This is a genomic window from Aquimarina macrocephali JAMB N27 (genome assembly GCF_000520995.1).
In the GTDB taxonomy this organism is placed as follows: Bacteria; Bacteroidota; Bacteroidia; order Flavobacteriales; family Flavobacteriaceae; genus Aquimarina; species Aquimarina macrocephali.
The window spans coordinates 1-19,800 of sequence record NZ_JACA01000068.1 but is presented as its reverse complement, the minus strand read 5'-3'; the positions used below and the strand labels follow the sequence as shown (position 1 = coordinate 19,800).

Below are 19,800 nucleotides of genomic sequence, written 5' to 3'. Positions count from 1 at the left end.
AACACTTTTTTTGACCTCTTGTAATGGACAAAGTGTAGAAAAAGGCAAACTGACCAATAAAACTTTAAAGACTAATATGACTGACAGCAATTTTGAAAGTATAATAAAAAAATATCCACTTCAGACATATACGAAAACCCAAAGAATTGGGAAGCTCGTGGACTAAATCCGTCTGAACAATCAGTAATTTTGATTCTCAGAAAAGCCACGAATGACTTCCTTAAAAAACTTGAAAAAATTTATAATTCAAATGAATCTTCAGAAACTAAGCTCAAACAAGTTTCAAATATTGTGGATGAACTTCCATGGGACGAATTGGATACTGAAGAAAAAGAATTTATCGCAGAAGAATTAGCACCAGCGATTGAAGCCGTAGGATTTGATCCATGGACGATATTCTAAAAATAAAAAAAAGTTTAATAAACCGATCTCTATGGAATTATGATATAAATAAGATTTAATTACGCAAAATGACTGCGTAGTTTAAAAATAAATTTGTCAAAAAAACATGAAACTAATCCAAGAAGGGGCTTTTATATCAGAAATAATTTTCCATGCTGATCTTGTATCACATGCTCAAGAGCGCTTAAAAAAATCGGCAGATGCATTTGATCATATTGGAATATGGTCAGATATTCAATCTATTTTAATTTCGTCAAGTAATATTTCCAAAATTTTGTGGCCAAAAAGGAAATATGCACAAAGAGGTCAAGAACTTAGGAAACTCCTTACAATTGATTCTAAATGCGTTTTAAAAAATAGAAAGTTCAGAAATAAATTTGAACATTATGATGATTTCATAAATGACTTTTTTGAAGACAAGAATAGTTACTCTTATACTGATTTTGCTATGAATCCATCCTTACGTTCATTTGGAATGGAATCTTGTCATAGAGGATATAACTCTTACAATAACACTCTTGTTATTCATGGAGAAATTCTAGACTTAAATAGTATAATAGATGCTGCGAAAGAAATAAAACTTAAGTGTAAAAGCTTATTCATTTAAGATAGGATAAAACATTACAGCCACTAACAATATAAAAGTTCAATAAAACGATCATTAATTTTAATCATTCTTTCTCCTCTCAAAGTGTGTGATAATCAAATCACAGATTTTGGTTAAAGGAAACGAATTTATTATAGTAACAATTCGTTTGATTACTATATCTGACTTTTTCGTAGGCATTATCCAAAGAAGAATAAAAAATATCAGTGAGAAAATTAATAAAATTAATAAGTTAAGATTTATATTTTGATATTCCATTTTCAAGTATTTGTTAGATCAAAGTAACTCAAAAGAATACAGATATAACGTTCCGATAAGTTCCGGAACGGTCTAATTTACCAATTTGACATTGGGTAAGAAATATTTTTGTTTTTCAAAAGTTTTTTTATTTTCGTCAAACTTATCATCAGATGGATTTAGGTATTTTCGTAGTGTGCCTTCCGAAACATTAACATCAAAAAGTTCTTTAATTAATTTTGCGAAAGCTGTGTAATTAGTTTCACCATTTCTCGATTTTGGAGCATCTATATAGCCTTCTTGTGCTAGATTACTAAATATATAACCAATATGGGTTTTCTTTCCAAGCCATTTTATTTTGACAGCTAATTGTTTTGAATCATTTAATTCTTCTATAATATTTTGAATATGCATCAAGTCATTAACAAAGCGATTTGCAATATGGAAAAGAGAAAAAGGTAAAGAACTTAATATTTTGAATCGTGTTATATGAAAATCTAGGTAGTACATACTTCTTGCTATTTCTTTATTTTGATACTTTTCACTACTAATCAATGATTCAATGATACTTGACATAGAACTATCTTCGGGATAATCATTAATATCTATCTTGCGGGAATTAATTAAAGATAACTGTTGAATTTCTTCATTGTCTATAAGAGTTGAACAGTATCTTGATCTCTTATCGTTTATGTCAAAATCAGATTTTATCGTTCTAAGTTGTATGTTTGCAGCTTTAATATTAAACTTTATAAATCCATCTAGATTTTTGGAATCAGTAGTTGATAGTTTTAAATAAATTTGAGCCAATGCATTTTCATACATTTTACCAATTTTGTTAATGATTTCATTTTGATGAATTTCTATTAATTCTATATTTTTTTCATAATATTGTTTGTTTTGATACTCTACTAAGACAAAATTTCTATTAAAATCGATATCCTCAGAGTGAGGCTCAATAATAAAATCTAAGTAATAGTTTTTTCCTAATGCCTTAATAAAAGATTTTACGCTTTTCATTAACTAGTTTTATTTCAAATAAAAATATGAATAAAATCTTTAAATGATTAATTCGCTCGACCCCGTCTATAAATTAGACTTATCCACGTTATTTATGGTTGTTTTAGTGGGTGAAAAAGAAAAACTAGCGGGTACATTTTATCTAGAATCATAATAGAACATTAGGGAGTACACATAGACAAAAGATTGCCATTGGAATTATTCAAACGAGGAAGTCTTGAGTATGACGAAATATTTCGGGTTATTTAAGGTTATTAGTATAAAAAAACATTATTTAGGATTAAAATTTAAGCTCAAAATGTAGTAATAATGTTCTTTGAGCATTGTTGGACCGATCTCCGTTATCATCAGATACAATTAACACATATTTCTTCCCATTATTTTCGTACGATGTAATGCCCTCAAAATTATCTAGAATTATAGAATAATCGACCTCTAAGATCGGAGTTGTAATTAATTTATCTTTTCTTATATCATCACTTTTAAGTAACATTAATGCCATTTTAGTACTACTTTTGTTTTCATCAAAAGATTTTTCTAAAAGTAAAATATCCCCGTTATCTAGAGTAGTTGCCCCTGCTACCTTATCATAATTACTCTTATATAGTGACATAGAATGAGATTTAGTTTTTGGGGTTATAATCCATACATCTCTGTAACCAGGACAGTTACCCTCTTCAATAGCAAGGAGGCCACCTATTTTTGTATGAGTGATTGCCTCTACGTTTACATTGCATTTGGAAAAAGTAATATTGTCTAGCGCTTTTTTATTTAAACTTGAAAATACTAACAACTTATTATCTTGGTCACTACTTAAATATAACTTATTACCAATACTAGCTATTGATTCTACTTTTCCATCTATAATATTGCCCTTTTCATTTTTTAAATTTCCTTGCTCTATAAGTGTTGCTTTTATGAGTGTCTTAAAGTTATCATAGTCTAATTTGAGCTTGTACCACTTAGATTGATATTTTGAAGAACCACAAAAGCTTCCGACAGAGCTATAATCCGAAATTACGGTCGCAATTTCTCCATTTTTAGATACTTCAATTGCAGATAACCCTCCAAAAGAATTTCGCTTTTGACAGATTACATCTCCTTCTAAGATAATCCCTCCTTTAAAATCAATTGTTTTGAAATTAGATAGCTTATATAGTTCGCTCTCTTCAATGTTGTTATCACTAAAAACCTGATCATTTGATGCATTCCATATTTTATATTTTATATAAGGCAACTTATTTTCATTCTGCGCAAAAACACAAGAGAATATTAGAATAAAAACATGAACAAGTAAATTTTGCACAAACTGTATTTTCATGAGTTCTAAGTTTAAAAGTATTAATCTTCTTTTTTGTTAAATACATATCTTATCCCTACACTTATATACCAACTAGAATCCCATACTTTTTCGGTTAAAGACTCATTGGTTAAGTTTTCAAAATCCGACAGGTCACGATCTCTATATTGTTCTGCTATAGCGTTTACTTTACCATAAGCGATTCCTGCTGCAAATCGTATTTTTACTTTTTTACTTACTAAGCTAACTCCTGGCCCTAAAGCAAAGTATGGGGAAATATCTTCTTCGAAGGGAATGAAAGATCCAATATTAATGGTTGGCCTTAACAGGGAACCTGTTCTTAATGAAACTTCAGCATTTAGCCCATAACCCAAAGATCTTTGATTTTTATTTCCGATTTTAGCTCTTAACTCTTTTGTATCACCAACCGTAACACTATCTGTAAATATTTTATTATTTCTTAAACCGGTTAGAAAAAAATTACCACCAATATCTACAGCTAATCCTCCAATAGTTTTGTAATGTCCTACGAATATGTCGTTTTTGGGTTTATTTTCGTATTCTATGCTCGCACTAATCTCTATTTCATCAGTATCTTTTACTGCTGGCGCTATCGGAGTAAGTCCAACCCATAAAGGTGAATAGGATAGTATTTTTTCGTAAAGCTTTGTTCCTTTATCATTAAGTTCAATATCCAAATCTTGATTTTCCTTGACAGTCTTTAACGTATTCTTATAATTTTCTAACCGTGCAATATCATTAGTATTTAAATGATCAATACTTTGAAGTTTGTTATAAAACTCTTTTAAATATGCTGTTCTGGCCTCAATAGGGCTGACAGGAGTACTAACCGTTTTTATGGAGTCTTCAGGTTTTTTAGCTTCGGTTTCCTTATCATCTGGTGTTTTAGGGTTTACAAGCTCACCAAGGCCTGTATTATATTCATAATCTCTATTATTTATTGTTACAGTAATATTTTCTAATTCTGTGATGTTATAATTTTTGAGGAAAACTGAGATGTTCCCCTTAGTGCTTACCGCTTTAGCTTCTTTATCTTTAATTAAAAATGAACCATTATTATCTACCTTACGTCGTTTAACAAGTCTTACACTAGAGCTATAATTTGGATTAGGATTAGCATCGATAAGAAGAAATCTATTTTGTTTGTCAAAAAGTGTATCTCTTATACGAGATTGAAAATCAGGTTTTGGTATCTCAGTTATGTCTTTATAAGAGGTAGTAACAGAATCTTTATTTGATGTTTTTGGTTTTTTAGCTTTTGTATTTTTACATTTTTTATATTCTTCCTCATCTGTGGTAAATTTCCAATTCTCATCCCTATCACAATACCAAATTGTATATTTGTCATTATCCTTACCATTAATCCATAATTCAACATAATTATTGTTACAATTGTATTTAAAATTCAATTTGCCTTCCGTAAAGTCTTTACAATTCCTAAACAATGTAGTGCCACTATCTTTATTTAGTTGTTCTTCATTGAAATAAGCCTTAATTTCTGTAGCATATTTAAATAAATCAGTTTTAGTTATGATACCTTTCTTAATGGTTGCCAAACTTGAGTTTTTTATTTGGTATTTTAATTTACCATTTTCTGAGTAAATTAATACTTTTCCGGGAGTAGTTTGAGATATTACTGATATAGGAATTAGTAAAATAAGGATGGAATTTGTGAGAAATTTTTTAAGCATAATTTTAAATTTTTAGTTATTTAAATCAAACATGTAGGCGTAATGATCACTTTTAGCAACAATCAGCCCTTTTTTCAACTTGTTATCATTATCATAGTAATAAAGCATAGCCCCGCTATCACCAAAGTTGATATGTTTTGCTCTTGCTTCAATTTTGTAAAGCCATAATTCTTTATAAAAGGTTTTGTATTTAATATGACAATAAGTCAATGATTTATTTTTCCAAAAACTAATTTCCTTCGTTGTAGCACCAAACATTTTCATTTTGTCATTTTCGTTCTCTAACAGCCATTTGTAATCAACAACTTTATTATATTTTTTCAAGATATTAATGTCATTAGATTTTAGCTTTGCTTTACAATAGTCTTTGCGTGTCCCATTACCCTCGCCAAAATTAAATTCAATTATAGTAGCTTCTTCATGGGGATTATCACCTATAAATAGAAGAACTGTTTTGTCTTTGGGTTCATACACCCCTCCAAGTTTATGTGCTTGTTCTAGATCATTTTTGCTGGCAAATACATGAAAATTACTCTCAGCATATATAGTTCCATCATCTTCTTTAAAAAGCCTGAAAGAACCTAAATTGCTCTTATGTTTTTCATTGTGAGCATAGCAAATAGGTTTTACTTCTTTGATTCGCTCACTCCAATTTCCAGTTGTATTAAGATCCTTGTCGTTTCCAACCGCTGTAAGTTTCGAGGTATATAATGGCTTCAGATAATCTCTTAAATAAAAGGTATTGTAATCTATTGTTACACTCCCTTCGTTAATTAATTCATATAGCTCCTCCTGTGCAGAGGGTGTGGTAAATTCTACTTCGATAATTTTTCTATACAGACCACTTCTCTTATGTAGAAAAGTATTTTTACCAATAGACACTACGCCTTTTATTTTATTAATTTTTCCCTGATACTCTTCCATAAGTCTATCAACTACTTCATATTCTGAAGTATTAGCTAATGATAGAATTTGTTCAGGGTTGTCATAATCTGTATAAGTGCTTTTCTGATTTAGGTGCTGTTGCACATTTTTGTATTTGAATAAGAGGTCTAATAAATCATGCCAAAACTTTGAACCTAAACTTAAAAACAGCCCTGTAATTACATATCCTATTGTATGTTGAAAAATCGCAGAAACCTCCTTCTTTGAATCATCTCCACATATAAGGATTATTATATATGCAATAATACTTATCCCAATCACGCTAATAAACGGCCATTTAATATTTCGTTTTGAAATTTTATTATCAGTTTCTACAAGTTGGTTAAATAGAATGAGGCTTAAAGACCATAATAACAGTAGTATATAGATTGCGCCTGCAAGTAACCACCATTTGTCATCACCCGTAAATCGGTCAATTGTCCACCCTAGAATGATATTTATGTTATTGTTATCATTCCCTTTGAAAGTCGATATACTTTTAATAAGTTCGAAGAAGTTCGCATTTGAAAATATTGCTATAGCTATACCTACAAGAATATTTATAACAAGAACTCTATATTCTCGCTGTTTTTCAGATTGAACTGTTGGTTGACGATTTGCTAGAATTTTTAGTTTGGCTTCTAAACCCCACAAAAATTTTCCTTTAAATCCTTTATGAGGATATGGGATGAAAATAGTTTTGTTCTGATAATACAGCTTAATTAGATTAGAAAGCCTTTCAGAAACAAAACTCAGCATCATCATGATAATGCTAAATGATATTAGTAGTTCTGTACCACTCATTACTAAAATATATCTTTCTTACACATGATTTCTTCCTTTTCTTATTTTGGACTTAATAATTTTTGACACCAGATTTATTTATCGCACTATGAATAGATTGTTGGAGCAATAACTAATTCCTAAGATAAGCGGTATTACTTCTAATCATCATTCCAAAAAAAAGTAATAAAAAAACCGCTTCCAAACCTAGCGTTTGAAAACGGGGTAATTTGTATTTTTGACGATACGTGGGATTCGTTAAGAGTTTTAAATGTACGTAAAAAATGTTAGTATACAATGGTTTAGCTGTAAAATACCCGCTATTGGGTAGTTTTTTAATGAAATCCCTAATCTCAGAATACTTGCTAAAAAATTCTTTATTGAAAAACATAGTGGTAAACCTCTCGAAGTTTTCAATGCTTTCGTTTCTAAGATCGAATAGCTCATTATTCCTAAAAAAGAACTCATCAGTTTTGTTAAAATCAATAGTTTTCTTTTAAAAAATATGGAGGAAATTAAACGGAGTAGTATGAACTCTAATATTACAAATCAGCACGTCAATTAGACGTGCTGATTTTAAGCGCTGATATGTGTGGAAATGTGTGGAAATGCAGCACGTCAAAATCTCAAAACCCTTATAAACAGTGGGTTGAAAGTTGTTTTTTTAGTCTCATAACCCGAAGGTCACAGGTTCGAGTCCTGTTCCCGCTACTAAACAGGACAAGCCAGTATTTATACTGGCTTTTTCTTTTTTGTAAATTCCCATATCCCTTGTTATTGTTGTGTTTAGAGCGAATAAGAAATTGATTTCATTGGTTAGATATTGTCTGTTTTCTGGATTAATCGTTAAACCTTTAGGAAAAATCAATTCTTGCAGTTTGGTTTTTATTTCAAAACTTCCCAAAGCCCAGTATTTACTTATGTTTTGCGAAAAAACAATAATTGAGTTTACAAAATCATCAAGGTTAGATATTTTTTTGCTTTGACTTTTGAGATTTACATTTAATTGCAATAACTCTTTATCTATTTCCTCTTTATATGACTTGTATGTATAATCATCAATTATGTCATTCATAAGTTTGTCTACCAATTTTTGGCACTTACTTTTTAAAGCCTTTATGCGCTTTTCTATCGTTTCTTTTAGTTCGTATTGATCATCATTATGATTTTTCAATAACAGCTTTATTTGCGCCTTAAACGGCTCTATAAGATGCTTATCTAGTTTAAATGATTCCAACAACTCTATAAAGGTATCGTGTACCCCTTTTTTTAATGATCTTTTACTAGAATTTGCGTTTAAAGTGACTCCCTTGCATTTTTGGCAAGTGTAATAGTGTAACTTTTTTTTCTTTACCTCGTAGCTGGTTAACTTGTTACAACAAGACATACATTTTAAAAACCCTGTTAGAGGTCTGTCAAGATTTTGTTTGCTTATCTGATAACTTCTATTTCTAGGAGTGTCTAAAATTGCTTGTACTCTTTTAAAGTTTGCTATTGATACAATAGGCTTCCAGTTTCCTTTCACGGGTTTATCCAGCAATCTATTTGTAGAAATACCGCAGTAGGTAGCTTTACGCCACATTGTACTTAATTTCTGTTTGGATATGTTAAGACCATATTTCGCCATTTCCTGCTGAATGATATAATCCTTTTCGCCGTTGGCTTTCATAAGCCATGCTTTTTTTAATAGTTTACCATCTTCGTTGATTTCGATTTGCTGGCGTTCACTTCTTCTGCTAAACTCTGTAACCCTTGTGCCTTTCAGTGTATATCCTAAAGGGGCTCTGCCTAAATAATTTCCATCTTCTAAAAATGTTTTCATACCAGGCAAAGTATGTTCCATTCGCTCCAAGTTTTCTTTTCTTGCCCTTAACAGTTTTTTTAGTATCTGATATTCGCCGTCTTGTGTTTCGGTAGAAATTCCAGAATTAACCTCTATAAGATGCACATTGTTTTGATGTACCAACTCATTAGTAAGTGCTATTGCATTTGCTCCACTTCGTGAAAACCTATTCATTTTGTATATGAGTATGGCAAATGGCTTGTCTTTTGTTTTGGAAACTTCTGTAATTAGCTTTTTAAACTCTTTTCTTGTAAAATCTCCTTTTGCACTTTCGTAAGTGGCCCCAAAATATTTTGTTATTACTAAACCATTTTCAAGGGCGTATCCTTCTGCAAACTTCTTTTGATATTTCAGACTTTTATTTACTTCTTGATCTTTACTGGAAACTCTGGTATATACCCAAACATTGTTATTAACAGTTATTTCTTTTTCTGCTTTTACAATAAATTTTTCAAAATAATCTAAGCTCATTTTTTGTTTTTCATTATGTCTATACCTATTACAGCTAATTTGTATAGTGATTTAATAATTCCTACAGCTTCTTCTTCAGTTAAATCTTCTAACCCTTCATAAGAACGTAGTTCATCAACTGTCAAAACCTTTACATCATTTTCTTGTTCCTGTGTTTCCATCTACTCCTATATTCGTTTTCACAACGAATATAGAGGGGTGAATTCCAGTAATATTACAGCTTGAAAATATTGTCTTCACCCAGAAAATATAGTCTTCCGAAAGACACAAACAGTACAATTAAAAAATTGATTTTTTCGCCAAAAATGTCCTTTTATTGAAAATCAAGACCATATAAAGACAATTTTTGAACTTGTCTAATTTGGATAAAATTTGTAGGAAAACAAAGAAAACATCAACTTATTTAATGATTAAACTAATGTATACTATCACTTCTGACGTTTTCAATTGAGTAAAACTATTGAAAAAAACAACTAAATTTTATCTTTAATTAAGAATAATCTTAAAAAAATCAGTCATGCAAAATGTTCATTCAATCGATTATCAAGTTGTGAGTTTGATTCTTTAGAAAACAGAATTGAGCCTACACAGGAAATTGAAAATATTGATTCATCTATAGATAGAAACCCAATTATCGGTATTGTAGCAAATAATAGATCAACTCTCCGAAAAACGTAAGTATATTTATACACTTAGCAAATTAAACAACTATAAGTATAGAGAAATACTTAAAATGCACAATATCTCTGAGCGTACCGTAGAAATTCATATGCGTATGGTGATGATGACTGTTCGGGATGAAATGATACGCCTATGTGTGGTGGTAATTCCTGTTTTGCTTGTGGGGTTGTCTTTGTTTTTTTATTCTTTTTTAAAAGCGGTTGAAGATGTTTTTTACTTCTAACTTATAAAATCTCTAAACTTTTTATATAGGTATTTATACAATAATGTATATGTGGCTTTGTCTATAGCTACATAATCATTCCGCTCTTTTAAATCTTCCAGAACATCGTCCCATTTAGAAAACTGAAAAACCATAAAATCAACTTTGCAATTGTTTTTTTATAATAATACTTAAAAATAAGGCATTACATTTCTAGTAATTTTCTAAATAAAGTTTATTTACAAATATAAAAATTACGGGTTTAACTTACTATTTTTGAGGTTTTCAAACATCTGATAATCAGGTTGATAAATATAAAAACATACACTTTTGTATATCTTGCAATACCATTCTGACATTTATGAGTGATTTTTTTGTTAAAAAAAACTAAAAAAAGCATATAAAACCTCAAAAAAAGGATGCAAATGTAGCATATAAATTCGTTTTTTTCAATAGTGTAAAAATGAATTTTAATTGTTACTTTTCATTGATTATCAAATGATTACATCTATTCAAAGTAATTAAATTTAACCTTAAAATTAGTGATATGAACTTAAAAAAAACAATTTCTGCAATTTCTACATTATCTTTTTTATTTTTAACCACGTTACTATTTAATGCTTGTTCTCCTACAGAAATTGAAGATGAACAAGGAGTATTAATCGAAGAAAAATTTAGTGATAAAGGTGATCAGGGATCAATTGGAAATCCAGGAGAAGACGAGGACGAAGACTACAATTAGAAAAACAATTGTGATAACGGCTGTGGTGATTTCTGTCATTGCAGCTTTTTCTCAACTATTAACAGACTCTAAGCCTCCTAAAATTACTGAAGCAAGGAGTAATAATGTTAAACTTAGAAATGATCGAGACAAAACCCGAGATGAGATACTATTGTTAATTGACAACCATTTAAATGGTAGTATTGGGTCAGAGGATTTCAAAACAAAGGTTGCAGGCTTAAGACAAGATTATTCTATAAAAGCAGAAAATTCTAATAATGCGAAAGCGATATTAGATAAAGTAAAAGCTGAACATAAGGTAAGAGGTTTTAATCATTTAAACTTTTTTCTTAGTGCTATTGGTGTTCCTATCTTTTTGTTTTGTATAGCTATTTTGCTGTATATAATAAGTGTATTTCTCAAAAGAGAAAAATATAGCTCAGTAGCAGAATTAGTAAAGCTTATTTCTCAAGCTTCTTTTATTACTTCACTTGTATATATAATTTGGGCAATTTCTCCAAAAATGGATTTGGATAGATCTGTTTGGATGGTTGCATTCTTAACTTCTGCTTACATTTCGTATAAATTAATTGCTTGGTTCTTAGCCAAAAAATTCTTTTTTACGCCTCCTGCCTATATTGGTTTTGAAAAATTGAGAAATGCTGTAAAACGATTATTTGATTATATCATTATTGATGTGAATGATAAGTTTATCAGTGAAGAACAAAAGGAAGAATATGTGAGACTTTATCATAGAGAATTCGATAATGTTAACGAAATTGTTAAAAAGTAAGTTTTTTTGAATTATGGCGAGCAAAAATAAAATTCAATCTAATGCGCGAAATTTGAGGGAGTTAGATTTATTAACCAAAGAATCTTTGCAAAAGAGTAATCAGGAATATGAAAAATATTTAAGTAAAAAAGTTAAGAGAGATAATGCCCGTTTACAGGAGTTAGTGGACATTTTTAAACAACAAAATCCTAATATAATAATTAACCTTCCTCTTTATTATTAACTCTAACCTCTATTCCATGTTCCTTAAAAAATCTAAACATACCATTATTGATTTTGTCTGCCCACCAAAGCCGATAATCTTCTTCTCTTTCTTTTAGCTCTTCTTCATTTTTGTCCAAATATCGAGTTATTTCCTTAATATATATTTTAACCCCATTTTTCTCTAAATACATTCTCTCATCAGGATTATTAATGCTTCCATCTACATCTTCCCATTCGCCATTACCTGTTAAAATCCATTCCTCATTTATATTTAGTTTATTAGAAATTAAAGTTATATAGTATTCCTTTACAGAATCACTTTTTATAGCTTTTCTTAAAGCATCTCCCTTAATTGTACCAATGAGATTTGCCATTTTAGGATAACTTAATCCTCTTTTTTTTCTAACAAATTCTATTCTTTCTCCTTTTGTATCCATAAAAAACAGAAAATAATTGAATTTTACAGAATTATTATTTGTTTTTCTGTAAAATTCCTTATATTTATAGTGTGATATACAAATATATAGAATTTCATAGCAAAGCGAACTAAACCAGAAATAAAACATTGCTAACTGAAGTTGGAAATTGAAATCAGTGATGAAACTTCTATATAAATCACTAATAGGTTACTATTTATAAAAGAGGAATACACCCCAATATTCTAGCTTTTTTTAATAATCTTAAAGATTTTAAAAATGGATATTGATCATAGAAAAATAAGAGTTAAAAACTGGCTAATAAAATACAAGAAAATTATAAAAATAAGAGCTTTAGAACGACAACTAGGTTTTCCTGCAAGTTCAATTCAAAAATTTGTTACAGAAGATCGGACTCTAAATAGTGAACGAATATTAATACTATTCAAGTATTTAAAAAAAATGTCAAATTTTTAGAAATCATTCAAAATAGACTAATCCTAAAATAATACATATATGAACAATCTAGAGTTAACAAAAATTAGTTTATAACTTCACTACTAAAACCTCCCAATGAAGGAAAATCCATTGATGAAACAGTAGAGGAAATAAAAAAAATGCTTATTAACTAATAAAATCTTGAACCTATGAATATAGAAAACGATGAAAGGTATTATAAATTTTGTATAGAAATTATTAAAAGGCTTCACTTAGAACCAAATCTATTTTTTGAAGAAGTGGCAAGCAAACGTGAATATGAGTGTTTGCTTTTTAAGTGGATCAATCAATTGTATATAGAGGGTAAGTCTGTTGATGATAGTATAGATTTTATATACCAGGCACGTTATATGGTGCATTTCTACAGGATAGATATAAAACTACCTAATAAAAAAAAGAGTGAATTAAAATATGCTTCTTAGTATCATAAAGTACTCTACGCCCAAAATAAGTAAGACATTCTAAATAAAATTACCCCATCTAGTGTGTTGCTAGACTTTTAGTGAGGAATACGGGAGCGCAAAACATCATAATATAAGTTGAGTTTGTGTTAAATACCCCTTTATGATTCTGCTCCCGTATCCTTTTAAATGAAAACCAAATCATAATTAAATGAAAATAAATAAGGTCAAGTTTACTGCACAAGTACTGATCTTTTTGCTTGGTATAATAGTAGGAGCGATACTAATGCACCTGGTAGGAACTTATCCTCCTTGTTAATGGTCATGTTTTGATCGCCATAAAATTTAGCACTAATTAAAGAACTATGAAACTTATCATAAAAATTCATACCTCCACTTTTAGCATAACACTTTTTAATCTCATATTATTGGTCACAGCTACTTTGCTTTTCCTTGAGATATTAAATGTACTAAGTTCTACATTGTTATTAGGCAAGGAGGTACAGTATGAAGATAAACATAATTACCCTTTGGGAGTTGATCGCGTCCAATACGATGAATTTTGGTACGGTGATGAAGAATATAATGAATAAACTTACTTTTTTATGTCTCCCGAACCATTTGGTCCCTTTCCCATAATCTGCAAAAAGCAAATACCTACTTATGTTTGTTTTAACAATAATTCGCACAACATTAACAACAAGAAAGCCAAAGTCCCGAAAAATGAAACTCACATGCTTTACTATTGCATCAAGAATATCAATTTTAACAACCTAAAATCCAGCTTATGAAAAAAACACAGTATTACCTCCACTAAAACTTAAAATCATAGAAGTATACAAAAGGTGTTTATTCTAGGTACGACACACTTTTGGCTTCTCGACAATAAAAGAATAACAGGACTTGTCCTCTTAGATAACTATTGTCTGAATTGAACGCTATTATTCTGCGTGGATACGCATGAATAAAACAGATAAACACTAATTATTAAAATCCAAAAAAATGAACAAATCTTTTGTATGGGGCTTGCTATGCCTTGCCTTATTATTGGTGCATCAAAGTTATGCACAAGAACCGACACCTTTAACTTGCGAACAAAAAGCAGAAATTATCCTAAAATCTAAAAATGATTTTAAAAACTACCCACCAGGGTTGATTGATAAAATGATCGAGTATATTACTCCTTGTGCCGAAGCCTCTTATGGCAGGACAAACCCATCATCGGCCTATGCCAAAGGACTGCTTCATTTACAAAAAGGGGATTATGCTTTTCTTTTTGGTAAGAGGCGGGAACTCTCTTTTTTACATCTTTTTAGAGCAGCATATCATCAATATCCTCCTGCTATGCTTGATCATAGTATCAATCTGTTATCCAATGGATATAAGGAAAAACACCATTTTGCATATGGTACAATAGCCAATGATTTTGAAAAACTGATTACCCTTGATTATAAACCAGATATTGCACATTATGTATTAGGGTACCTTAACCTGAAAAATTTGGTAACCCTTGAGGATTTCACTAATACATCTTTGGTCACTAAGGCCAAGACTCATTTTGAGAGTAGTAATCACCCTATGGCAAAGCACTGGCTTGCTATTATGCAATATTATGGATATGGGATGCCTAAGGACAAGGCTAAGGCACTACAGATGTTGTCAGAGAATAACATCTTTAATAGCCGAACCTTAAAACAAACTTTACAAAACCAAGGTAGCGATTGGATACCGATCTCGGCAGAGGAACGTTTGGCCAGTATTAATAACTATAATACACATCGTAATCCCATAACGCTTATCGGGAGTGGGAAAACCAATTTCCAGGGGCATTTTATAGAGTACGACTGGACTGCTGCTGGTGTAAAACGATATATCCCTGTTACCCTATCTGTTACCAAACGACAAGATCATGGTACTTATGATGATATCAGGCTCGAACTCACGATGAATGGAGAAACAAAGATTCATGATATTAGGTTAGCCAAAATTACTAGTACCACATATGAGAGTGGTTTTGGTTTTGGTCAGTTTATACCTCTTGTATTACCCTCATTACAAAATGACTTACAAGACCATCCAGATCATAGTACGCTTACCTATAGTATTCAAGGCCTAAATTTTAAACAAGCTACCGTAGATGGTAAACAGGCATTAATAGTTAAGGCAACACGATATACAGAAATAGAAGAATTAAAAGAGAAAGTGTATACTCCATTAAGAATGGTTTTATATCCAGAAACTCCAGCATCTGCCACAGCTTCTATTACAGATACATCTCTAAAATCGGCAAAACCATTGGCATTGGATAAAAATTTTGCAACCATCTCACCCAACCCTATTGGTAATGAGTTTGCTATCACTTATACGCTAGATCAGGCAGCAGAAGTTGAAGTGGCAGTATATGATTTTTATGGTAAGCAAAGAATATATATGCCTGGCCAGAAACATATTGCAAAAGGCACACAAACCATTACGGTGGATAGTGCTGCACTGCCCAGTGGTACCTATGTGATACAAATGACCATAAACGGAGCCCCTTATTCTAAAACTGTTGTAAAACTATAAACCACCTTATAAAAACACATGAAAACGATATATAAATTACTGATAATGGGTATGGTATGCCTAATATCAAACACCACATACGCACAGATTGTTCAATACTCAGACGATGGTACACAAAGCTGTATTGATTGCGAAGAGAAAAATAGTAGTACAGAAAGAAGCTGTTTATGCATTGTCAGGTTTGAATTGGATAAGTTTAACCACCAAATAGAAGCAAGTACAGAAAAGGAAAAATGGCTATATGAACAGGAATTGTTATTGGCTGCTGCAATTACAGGTATAAATTATTTTGCGCAATACAATAGCCCAACAGGAGTATCTCCTGATTATAATTTTCAAAACATCCAAAGGGAGTATATTAAAGAGGTAGAAACCAATAAGCTTGCAAATGAATATTTTACCAAAGCAGATAACATTCTTAAATCTACAACAGGGTATGATGATGGAGCTTTACAGAGCTCTACCACATACTCCAAGATATTGGATATTAGAAAACGTGAAGGTACTACAAATCCCAAATATGGAGATTTAAAATATAATGATAAATTTCTTAAGGACATGACTGATGCAGAGGTAAATAGTGCATTAAATGAACAATTGGGTATTAGAAACCATCAACGCTCTGCTGCTACCGAATATGGTATACGTAATAGTCGTCTTCAGAGAATGTTAAAAGATGGGTATATTTCCAACACCTTAGCGGGGCATTTATTAGTGCATTATTTATCTTTAAATCAGGAAGATGCCATACGTTTTATGACCCGATATATGGTTTGGATCAATAACCAGAAAAACCAGGAGATCCCTCATATCATATTTGGTAACCCTGATAATATTTTTACCCTCGAAGATAATGAGAACCAATATATGACAAACCTTATAGCTAGAACAGGAGGTACAGTCCCACCAATGGATGGATATTCCCATCCTGTATTTAATGAAATCTCGGATGATGTGGCATTGTTTAATTATGCTTTAAATTCATTTGGAGCAGATGAACGTAATTTTTTATTAGGAACAGCTCAAAATAACTTAAAAAAGACTACTAAAGGTTATTTAGAAAATCATCAATATACTTTCCTTCCAATGGATTTTATAGAAAAATCGATTAGTAAGTATATTAAAAATGAAGTATCTATTGATACCTATGACCCATACGCCGTGCCGAATAGTGGTACTACTTCAAATACAAATCTAAATGATGGTGCTAACCATGTATTTAGATGGAAATTTAATAATGATGGTGAAAATAGAGGTCTTGTAGGAGCTAGTAATTTCTTTAACGAGTTATTTAAATTAGATCAAGACCATTATGCATTAGAAGGTTCGATTTTTAGAAATATGTTTAAAGCAGCAGGAGTTACTATAAACAACATGAGTAATCATGATTTGGGTAGATTATATGATTTTAGTACCGTATATCCTTATGGGCAATATAGATATGATATGTTTTTTGACGTAGGAGCTCCGTATATAGGGAGCTTGGGGTTTGCAACAGTGGCAGCTATTGCTATAGCAAATGAAGGAACAGCATATTTTGATGATGAGATTACATTAGGCCCAAGTGTAGGACCTTGTATGAAAAACATAATTGATAGGTTAAGACTTAAGGATAATCATGCATCTGTTAATCCAGATATTTCTGGAGGAGGAACAGAGCATTTAAGTTCGTTTATTTTAAATATTTTTGATAAAAATCCTGAATATAGTATTATCTTTAAAGAAAAACAGTTAGGTCTTGATCCGAATGGAAATGAAAAAAATGGGTTAACGAAAAATGAAGGTAATAATTTGTACTCTATTACAATTGATGATGATTTGATAAAAAAAGGAACTCAATTGTTTATTGCTAAAACTATTATCCATGAAAGTATGCATGCTTTTTTATTGTATAACCAATATGATAATCAAGGAACTACTATTGATGTTATGTTAAATCGTTTATATTTAAAATACAAGGAAGAAGATAATTCTAATAACTTAATACAGCATGAATTTATAGGGCAATTTGTGGAAAGTCTTGCTCATTCATTGGCAGCTTGGGATTTTCATAAACTACCAATGGATTACTATGAAAACTTATCATGGGGAGGATTAGAAACATCATCTGCTTATAAAGCTTTGCCACAAACTAAGAAAGATAAAATTCAACGAATAATAAAAAATGAACGTTATGGAAAATCAAATGCAAAAGGCGAAAAATGTCCTTAACTACTTGGTAGTATTTTTTTGTATATTACCATTAACATTGCAATCCCAAAATTTGTCAGGTAGGTATTGTCAATATGATAAAGGTGAAAAGATAGATAATTGTATTATTTTTTTAGAAAACAATACTTTTATTTATAATGGATATTGCAGATTTGGAGATGTAGGTTCCGATTATGGAGTAGGTCATTATTATATCGATAAAAATTCTCTTTCATTACATTTTGATTTAACAAAAGTTAGTTATAGGAATTATCATAATATTGAACGAAAAGAAAACAATTCTGATTCTATATCAATTAATTTTAGAGTAGTGGATATGAAAGGAAACAAAATTCCTTATGCTAATGTGATTATAGAGAATGGTGAAAAGATAAGTAAATCAACAAATATAGATGGACTTATTAGTTTTAGAGCTAAAAAAACTAAGATTCCAAAACGATCATTAATTTCTTTTGTAGGGTATCAACCGTATGAGTTTTTCCTGAATTATGACTCTGATTATAACATTCAAGTAAATTTGGATATTTCTCATGGATGTAATATAACTGATGAAATCTGGAATTACAAGATAATAGAAAAAGATAACCAAACCTTTCTTAAAAAAAAGGATGAAGAATTTAGAAAAGTAATTTTGAAAAAAACAAATAATGAACTTGAATAGTTAATAATCTTTAAGATTATCATTTTAATTCAGAAACCGTAAATTATTACGGTTTCTGTTTTTTTATTGGTTTCAAATTTGGGTTAAAGCCTTGCTTATAAGTATTTTAGGTCTCAATCCTTTTCATCTTTTTTCTTTAATTCTTTCCCCAACCTAATGATGTTCATTACCAAATATACAGCTGATAGAACTTTTAATACTGTCGTTACAACATCTTTTTTGGGAGTGGCTTCCATTGCTCTGTTTATATTATTTATATTCATAACCTGTGCGCATCTCGTAGTTTTTTTGTCGCTATGACCACTTCTGCATATTCCTTGATTACATATTTTGAGATGAATAGCACTCCATATAAAGCAGCCACGATAGCAAGACCTTTTACAACGGGATGTTTTAAAATTTCTTTGGATTGATCAATCATAGTTGTAGTTATATCTTTTTCTGGTTGTTTCGATGTTGGTCTTTTTCTTCTGATTACTGTTTCTCTTCTCATATCTTCTTGCTGTTATAGAATTTTCCGTGTTTTAGATGGTATCGTGCGATAGATATATTTATATTTTATGGTGAAATAATTTTCAAACATGAATTTGATAATGCTTGGATAGGACGATGAAGATATTAGAAATTTCAGAAAAACGATGCATATATCCAAGCCTAAAAGTAACTTAATTATTTGCAATCGGTACGCTATCGTTGCGTAAAAACATTGTTAAAGAAAATATAAATTCGCTCTCGTCTTTTTGATACCAGGATATTCCAATTTATCCCCCCTGATAATTAATCACTGGAAAACTGTAGTAAAAAAGGTTTGAAAATATTTTTCAGTTAGATATCACTTTGTGTTTGTTTTATCGAGAGTTTAGAAAATATCATCTAAAACCGCATGAAGAAATAGCCACATACTATGTCTCAAAAGTTATTTTAAGAGTTTTCAAAGACTTTATTTCTGTTCGGCGACTTAAGGCTTTATTAAGGTTCTTTGTCAGTTGAAAACAGCTTTTTCCTATTTGAATAACATAAAATCATTTTTTGATGAAACATTGGGAAGCTGAAATGTCTGCGAATAGTTTTTCAACTACTTGCTTAAAAGGAATAGCTGCATCTCATTCCTATAGGAAAAAGTTCCAGCTCCTTCCTATAAGGAATAG

At 30.5% G+C, this 19,800-nt stretch carries 17 protein-coding genes; 9 read left to right on the top strand and 8 right to left on the bottom strand.

What is annotated here, in order from left to right; translation table 11 throughout:
- Positions 1–508: 508 nt before the first annotated feature.
- Entirely contained in the window at positions 509–1,009 is a 501-nt protein-coding gene (locus Z054_RS0126260; RefSeq protein ID WP_024772967.1) for a hypothetical protein, read from the top strand.
- Between the two features lie 330 nt (positions 1,010–1,339).
- Here the strand turns inward: Z054_RS0126260 and Z054_RS0126255 are convergent, their stop codons facing one another.
- From Z054_RS0126255 to Z054_RS31960, 6 genes are all read right to left on the bottom strand, one after another.
- Positions 1,340–2,266, bottom strand: coding sequence for a hypothetical protein (locus tag Z054_RS0126255; RefSeq protein ID WP_024772966.1), 927 nt, complete (start codon positions 2,264–2,266; stop codon positions 1,340–1,342).
- A 280-nt stretch (positions 2,267–2,546) separates the two neighbouring features.
- Entirely contained in the window at positions 2,547–3,587 is a 1,041-nt protein-coding gene (locus Z054_RS0126250; RefSeq protein WP_024772965.1) for an esterase-like activity of phytase family protein, read from the bottom strand.
- Between the two features lie 20 nt (positions 3,588–3,607).
- Positions 3,608–5,278 carry a hypothetical protein gene (locus Z054_RS0126245; RefSeq protein ID WP_024772964.1) on the bottom strand — a complete coding sequence of 557 codons (1,671 nt, stop codon included), beginning with the start codon at positions 5,276–5,278 and terminating at the stop codon, positions 3,608–3,610.
- Positions 5,279–5,290: 12 nt separating this feature from the next.
- A complete protein-coding gene (locus Z054_RS0126240) occupies positions 5,291–7,006 on the bottom strand; it encodes a hypothetical protein (RefSeq protein ID WP_024772963.1) in 1,716 nt (571 codons plus the stop codon).
- Between the two features lie 649 nt (positions 7,007–7,655).
- Positions 7,656–9,299, bottom strand: a complete 1,644-nt coding sequence (locus Z054_RS0126230; RefSeq protein ID WP_024772961.1) for a recombinase family protein — start codon at positions 9,297–9,299, stop codon at positions 7,656–7,658.
- Complete coding sequence (locus Z054_RS31960) at positions 9,296–9,460, bottom strand: hypothetical protein (protein WP_161635348.1); 165 nt, start codon at positions 9,458–9,460, stop codon at positions 9,296–9,298. Before Z054_RS31960 ends, Z054_RS0126230 begins: the two co-directional genes overlap by 4 nt.
- Before the next feature lie 488 nt (positions 9,461–9,948).
- Between Z054_RS31960 and Z054_RS31185 the strand changes: the two genes are divergently transcribed.
- From Z054_RS31185 to Z054_RS0126210, 3 genes are all read left to right on the top strand, one after another.
- Positions 9,949–10,203 carry a sigma factor-like helix-turn-helix DNA-binding protein gene (locus Z054_RS31185; RefSeq protein ID WP_084050612.1) on the top strand — a complete coding sequence of 85 codons (255 nt, stop codon included), beginning with the start codon at positions 9,949–9,951 and terminating at the stop codon, positions 10,201–10,203.
- A gap of 526 nt (positions 10,204–10,729) precedes the next feature.
- Positions 10,730–10,924 carry a hypothetical protein gene (locus Z054_RS0126215; protein ID WP_024772960.1) on the top strand — a complete coding sequence of 65 codons (195 nt, stop codon included), beginning with the start codon at positions 10,730–10,732 and terminating at the stop codon, positions 10,922–10,924.
- Positions 10,925–10,949: 25 nt separating this feature from the next.
- Positions 10,950–11,696, top strand: a complete 747-nt coding sequence (locus Z054_RS0126210; protein WP_035093676.1) for a hypothetical protein — start codon at positions 10,950–10,952, stop codon at positions 11,694–11,696.
- A gap of 200 nt (positions 11,697–11,896) precedes the next feature.
- Here the strand turns inward: Z054_RS0126210 and Z054_RS0126200 are convergent, their stop codons facing one another.
- Positions 11,897–12,337 carry a helix-turn-helix domain-containing protein gene (locus tag Z054_RS0126200; RefSeq protein ID WP_024772957.1) on the bottom strand — a complete coding sequence of 147 codons (441 nt, stop codon included), beginning with the start codon at positions 12,335–12,337 and terminating at the stop codon, positions 11,897–11,899.
- Positions 12,338–12,963: 626 nt separating this feature from the next.
- Between Z054_RS0126200 and Z054_RS0126190 the strand changes: the two genes are divergently transcribed.
- The 5 genes from Z054_RS0126190 to Z054_RS0126170 all read left to right on the top strand — a co-directional run bounded on the left by Z054_RS0126190 (position 12,964) and on the right by Z054_RS0126170 (position 18,652).
- Positions 12,964–13,236, top strand: a complete 273-nt coding sequence (locus Z054_RS0126190; protein WP_024772955.1) for a hypothetical protein — start codon at positions 12,964–12,966, stop codon at positions 13,234–13,236.
- A 344-nt stretch (positions 13,237–13,580) separates the two neighbouring features.
- Positions 13,581–13,808: a hypothetical protein gene (locus Z054_RS0126185; protein WP_024772954.1), complete on the top strand. Its 228-nt coding sequence runs from the start codon at positions 13,581–13,583 to the stop codon at positions 13,806–13,808.
- Between the two features lie 409 nt (positions 13,809–14,217).
- Positions 14,218–15,780, top strand: a complete 1,563-nt coding sequence (locus tag Z054_RS0126180; RefSeq protein ID WP_084050610.1) for a T9SS type A sorting domain-containing protein — start codon at positions 14,218–14,220, stop codon at positions 15,778–15,780.
- Between the two features lie 18 nt (positions 15,781–15,798).
- Positions 15,799–17,991 carry a hypothetical protein gene (locus Z054_RS0126175; RefSeq protein ID WP_024772952.1) on the top strand — a complete coding sequence of 731 codons (2,193 nt, stop codon included), beginning with the start codon at positions 15,799–15,801 and terminating at the stop codon, positions 17,989–17,991.
- Positions 17,954–18,652 carry a peptidase associated/transthyretin-like domain-containing protein gene (locus Z054_RS0126170; protein WP_152538683.1) on the top strand — a complete coding sequence of 233 codons (699 nt, stop codon included), beginning with the start codon at positions 17,954–17,956 and terminating at the stop codon, positions 18,650–18,652. Before Z054_RS0126175 ends, Z054_RS0126170 begins: the two co-directional genes overlap by 38 nt.
- A gap of 259 nt (positions 18,653–18,911) precedes the next feature.
- On the opposite strand, the gene Z054_RS0126160 is transcribed toward Z054_RS0126170, so the two are convergent.
- Positions 18,912–19,145: a hypothetical protein gene (locus Z054_RS0126160; RefSeq protein ID WP_024772950.1), complete on the bottom strand. Its 234-nt coding sequence runs from the start codon at positions 19,143–19,145 to the stop codon at positions 18,912–18,914.
- Positions 19,146–19,800: the final 655 nt, after the last annotated feature.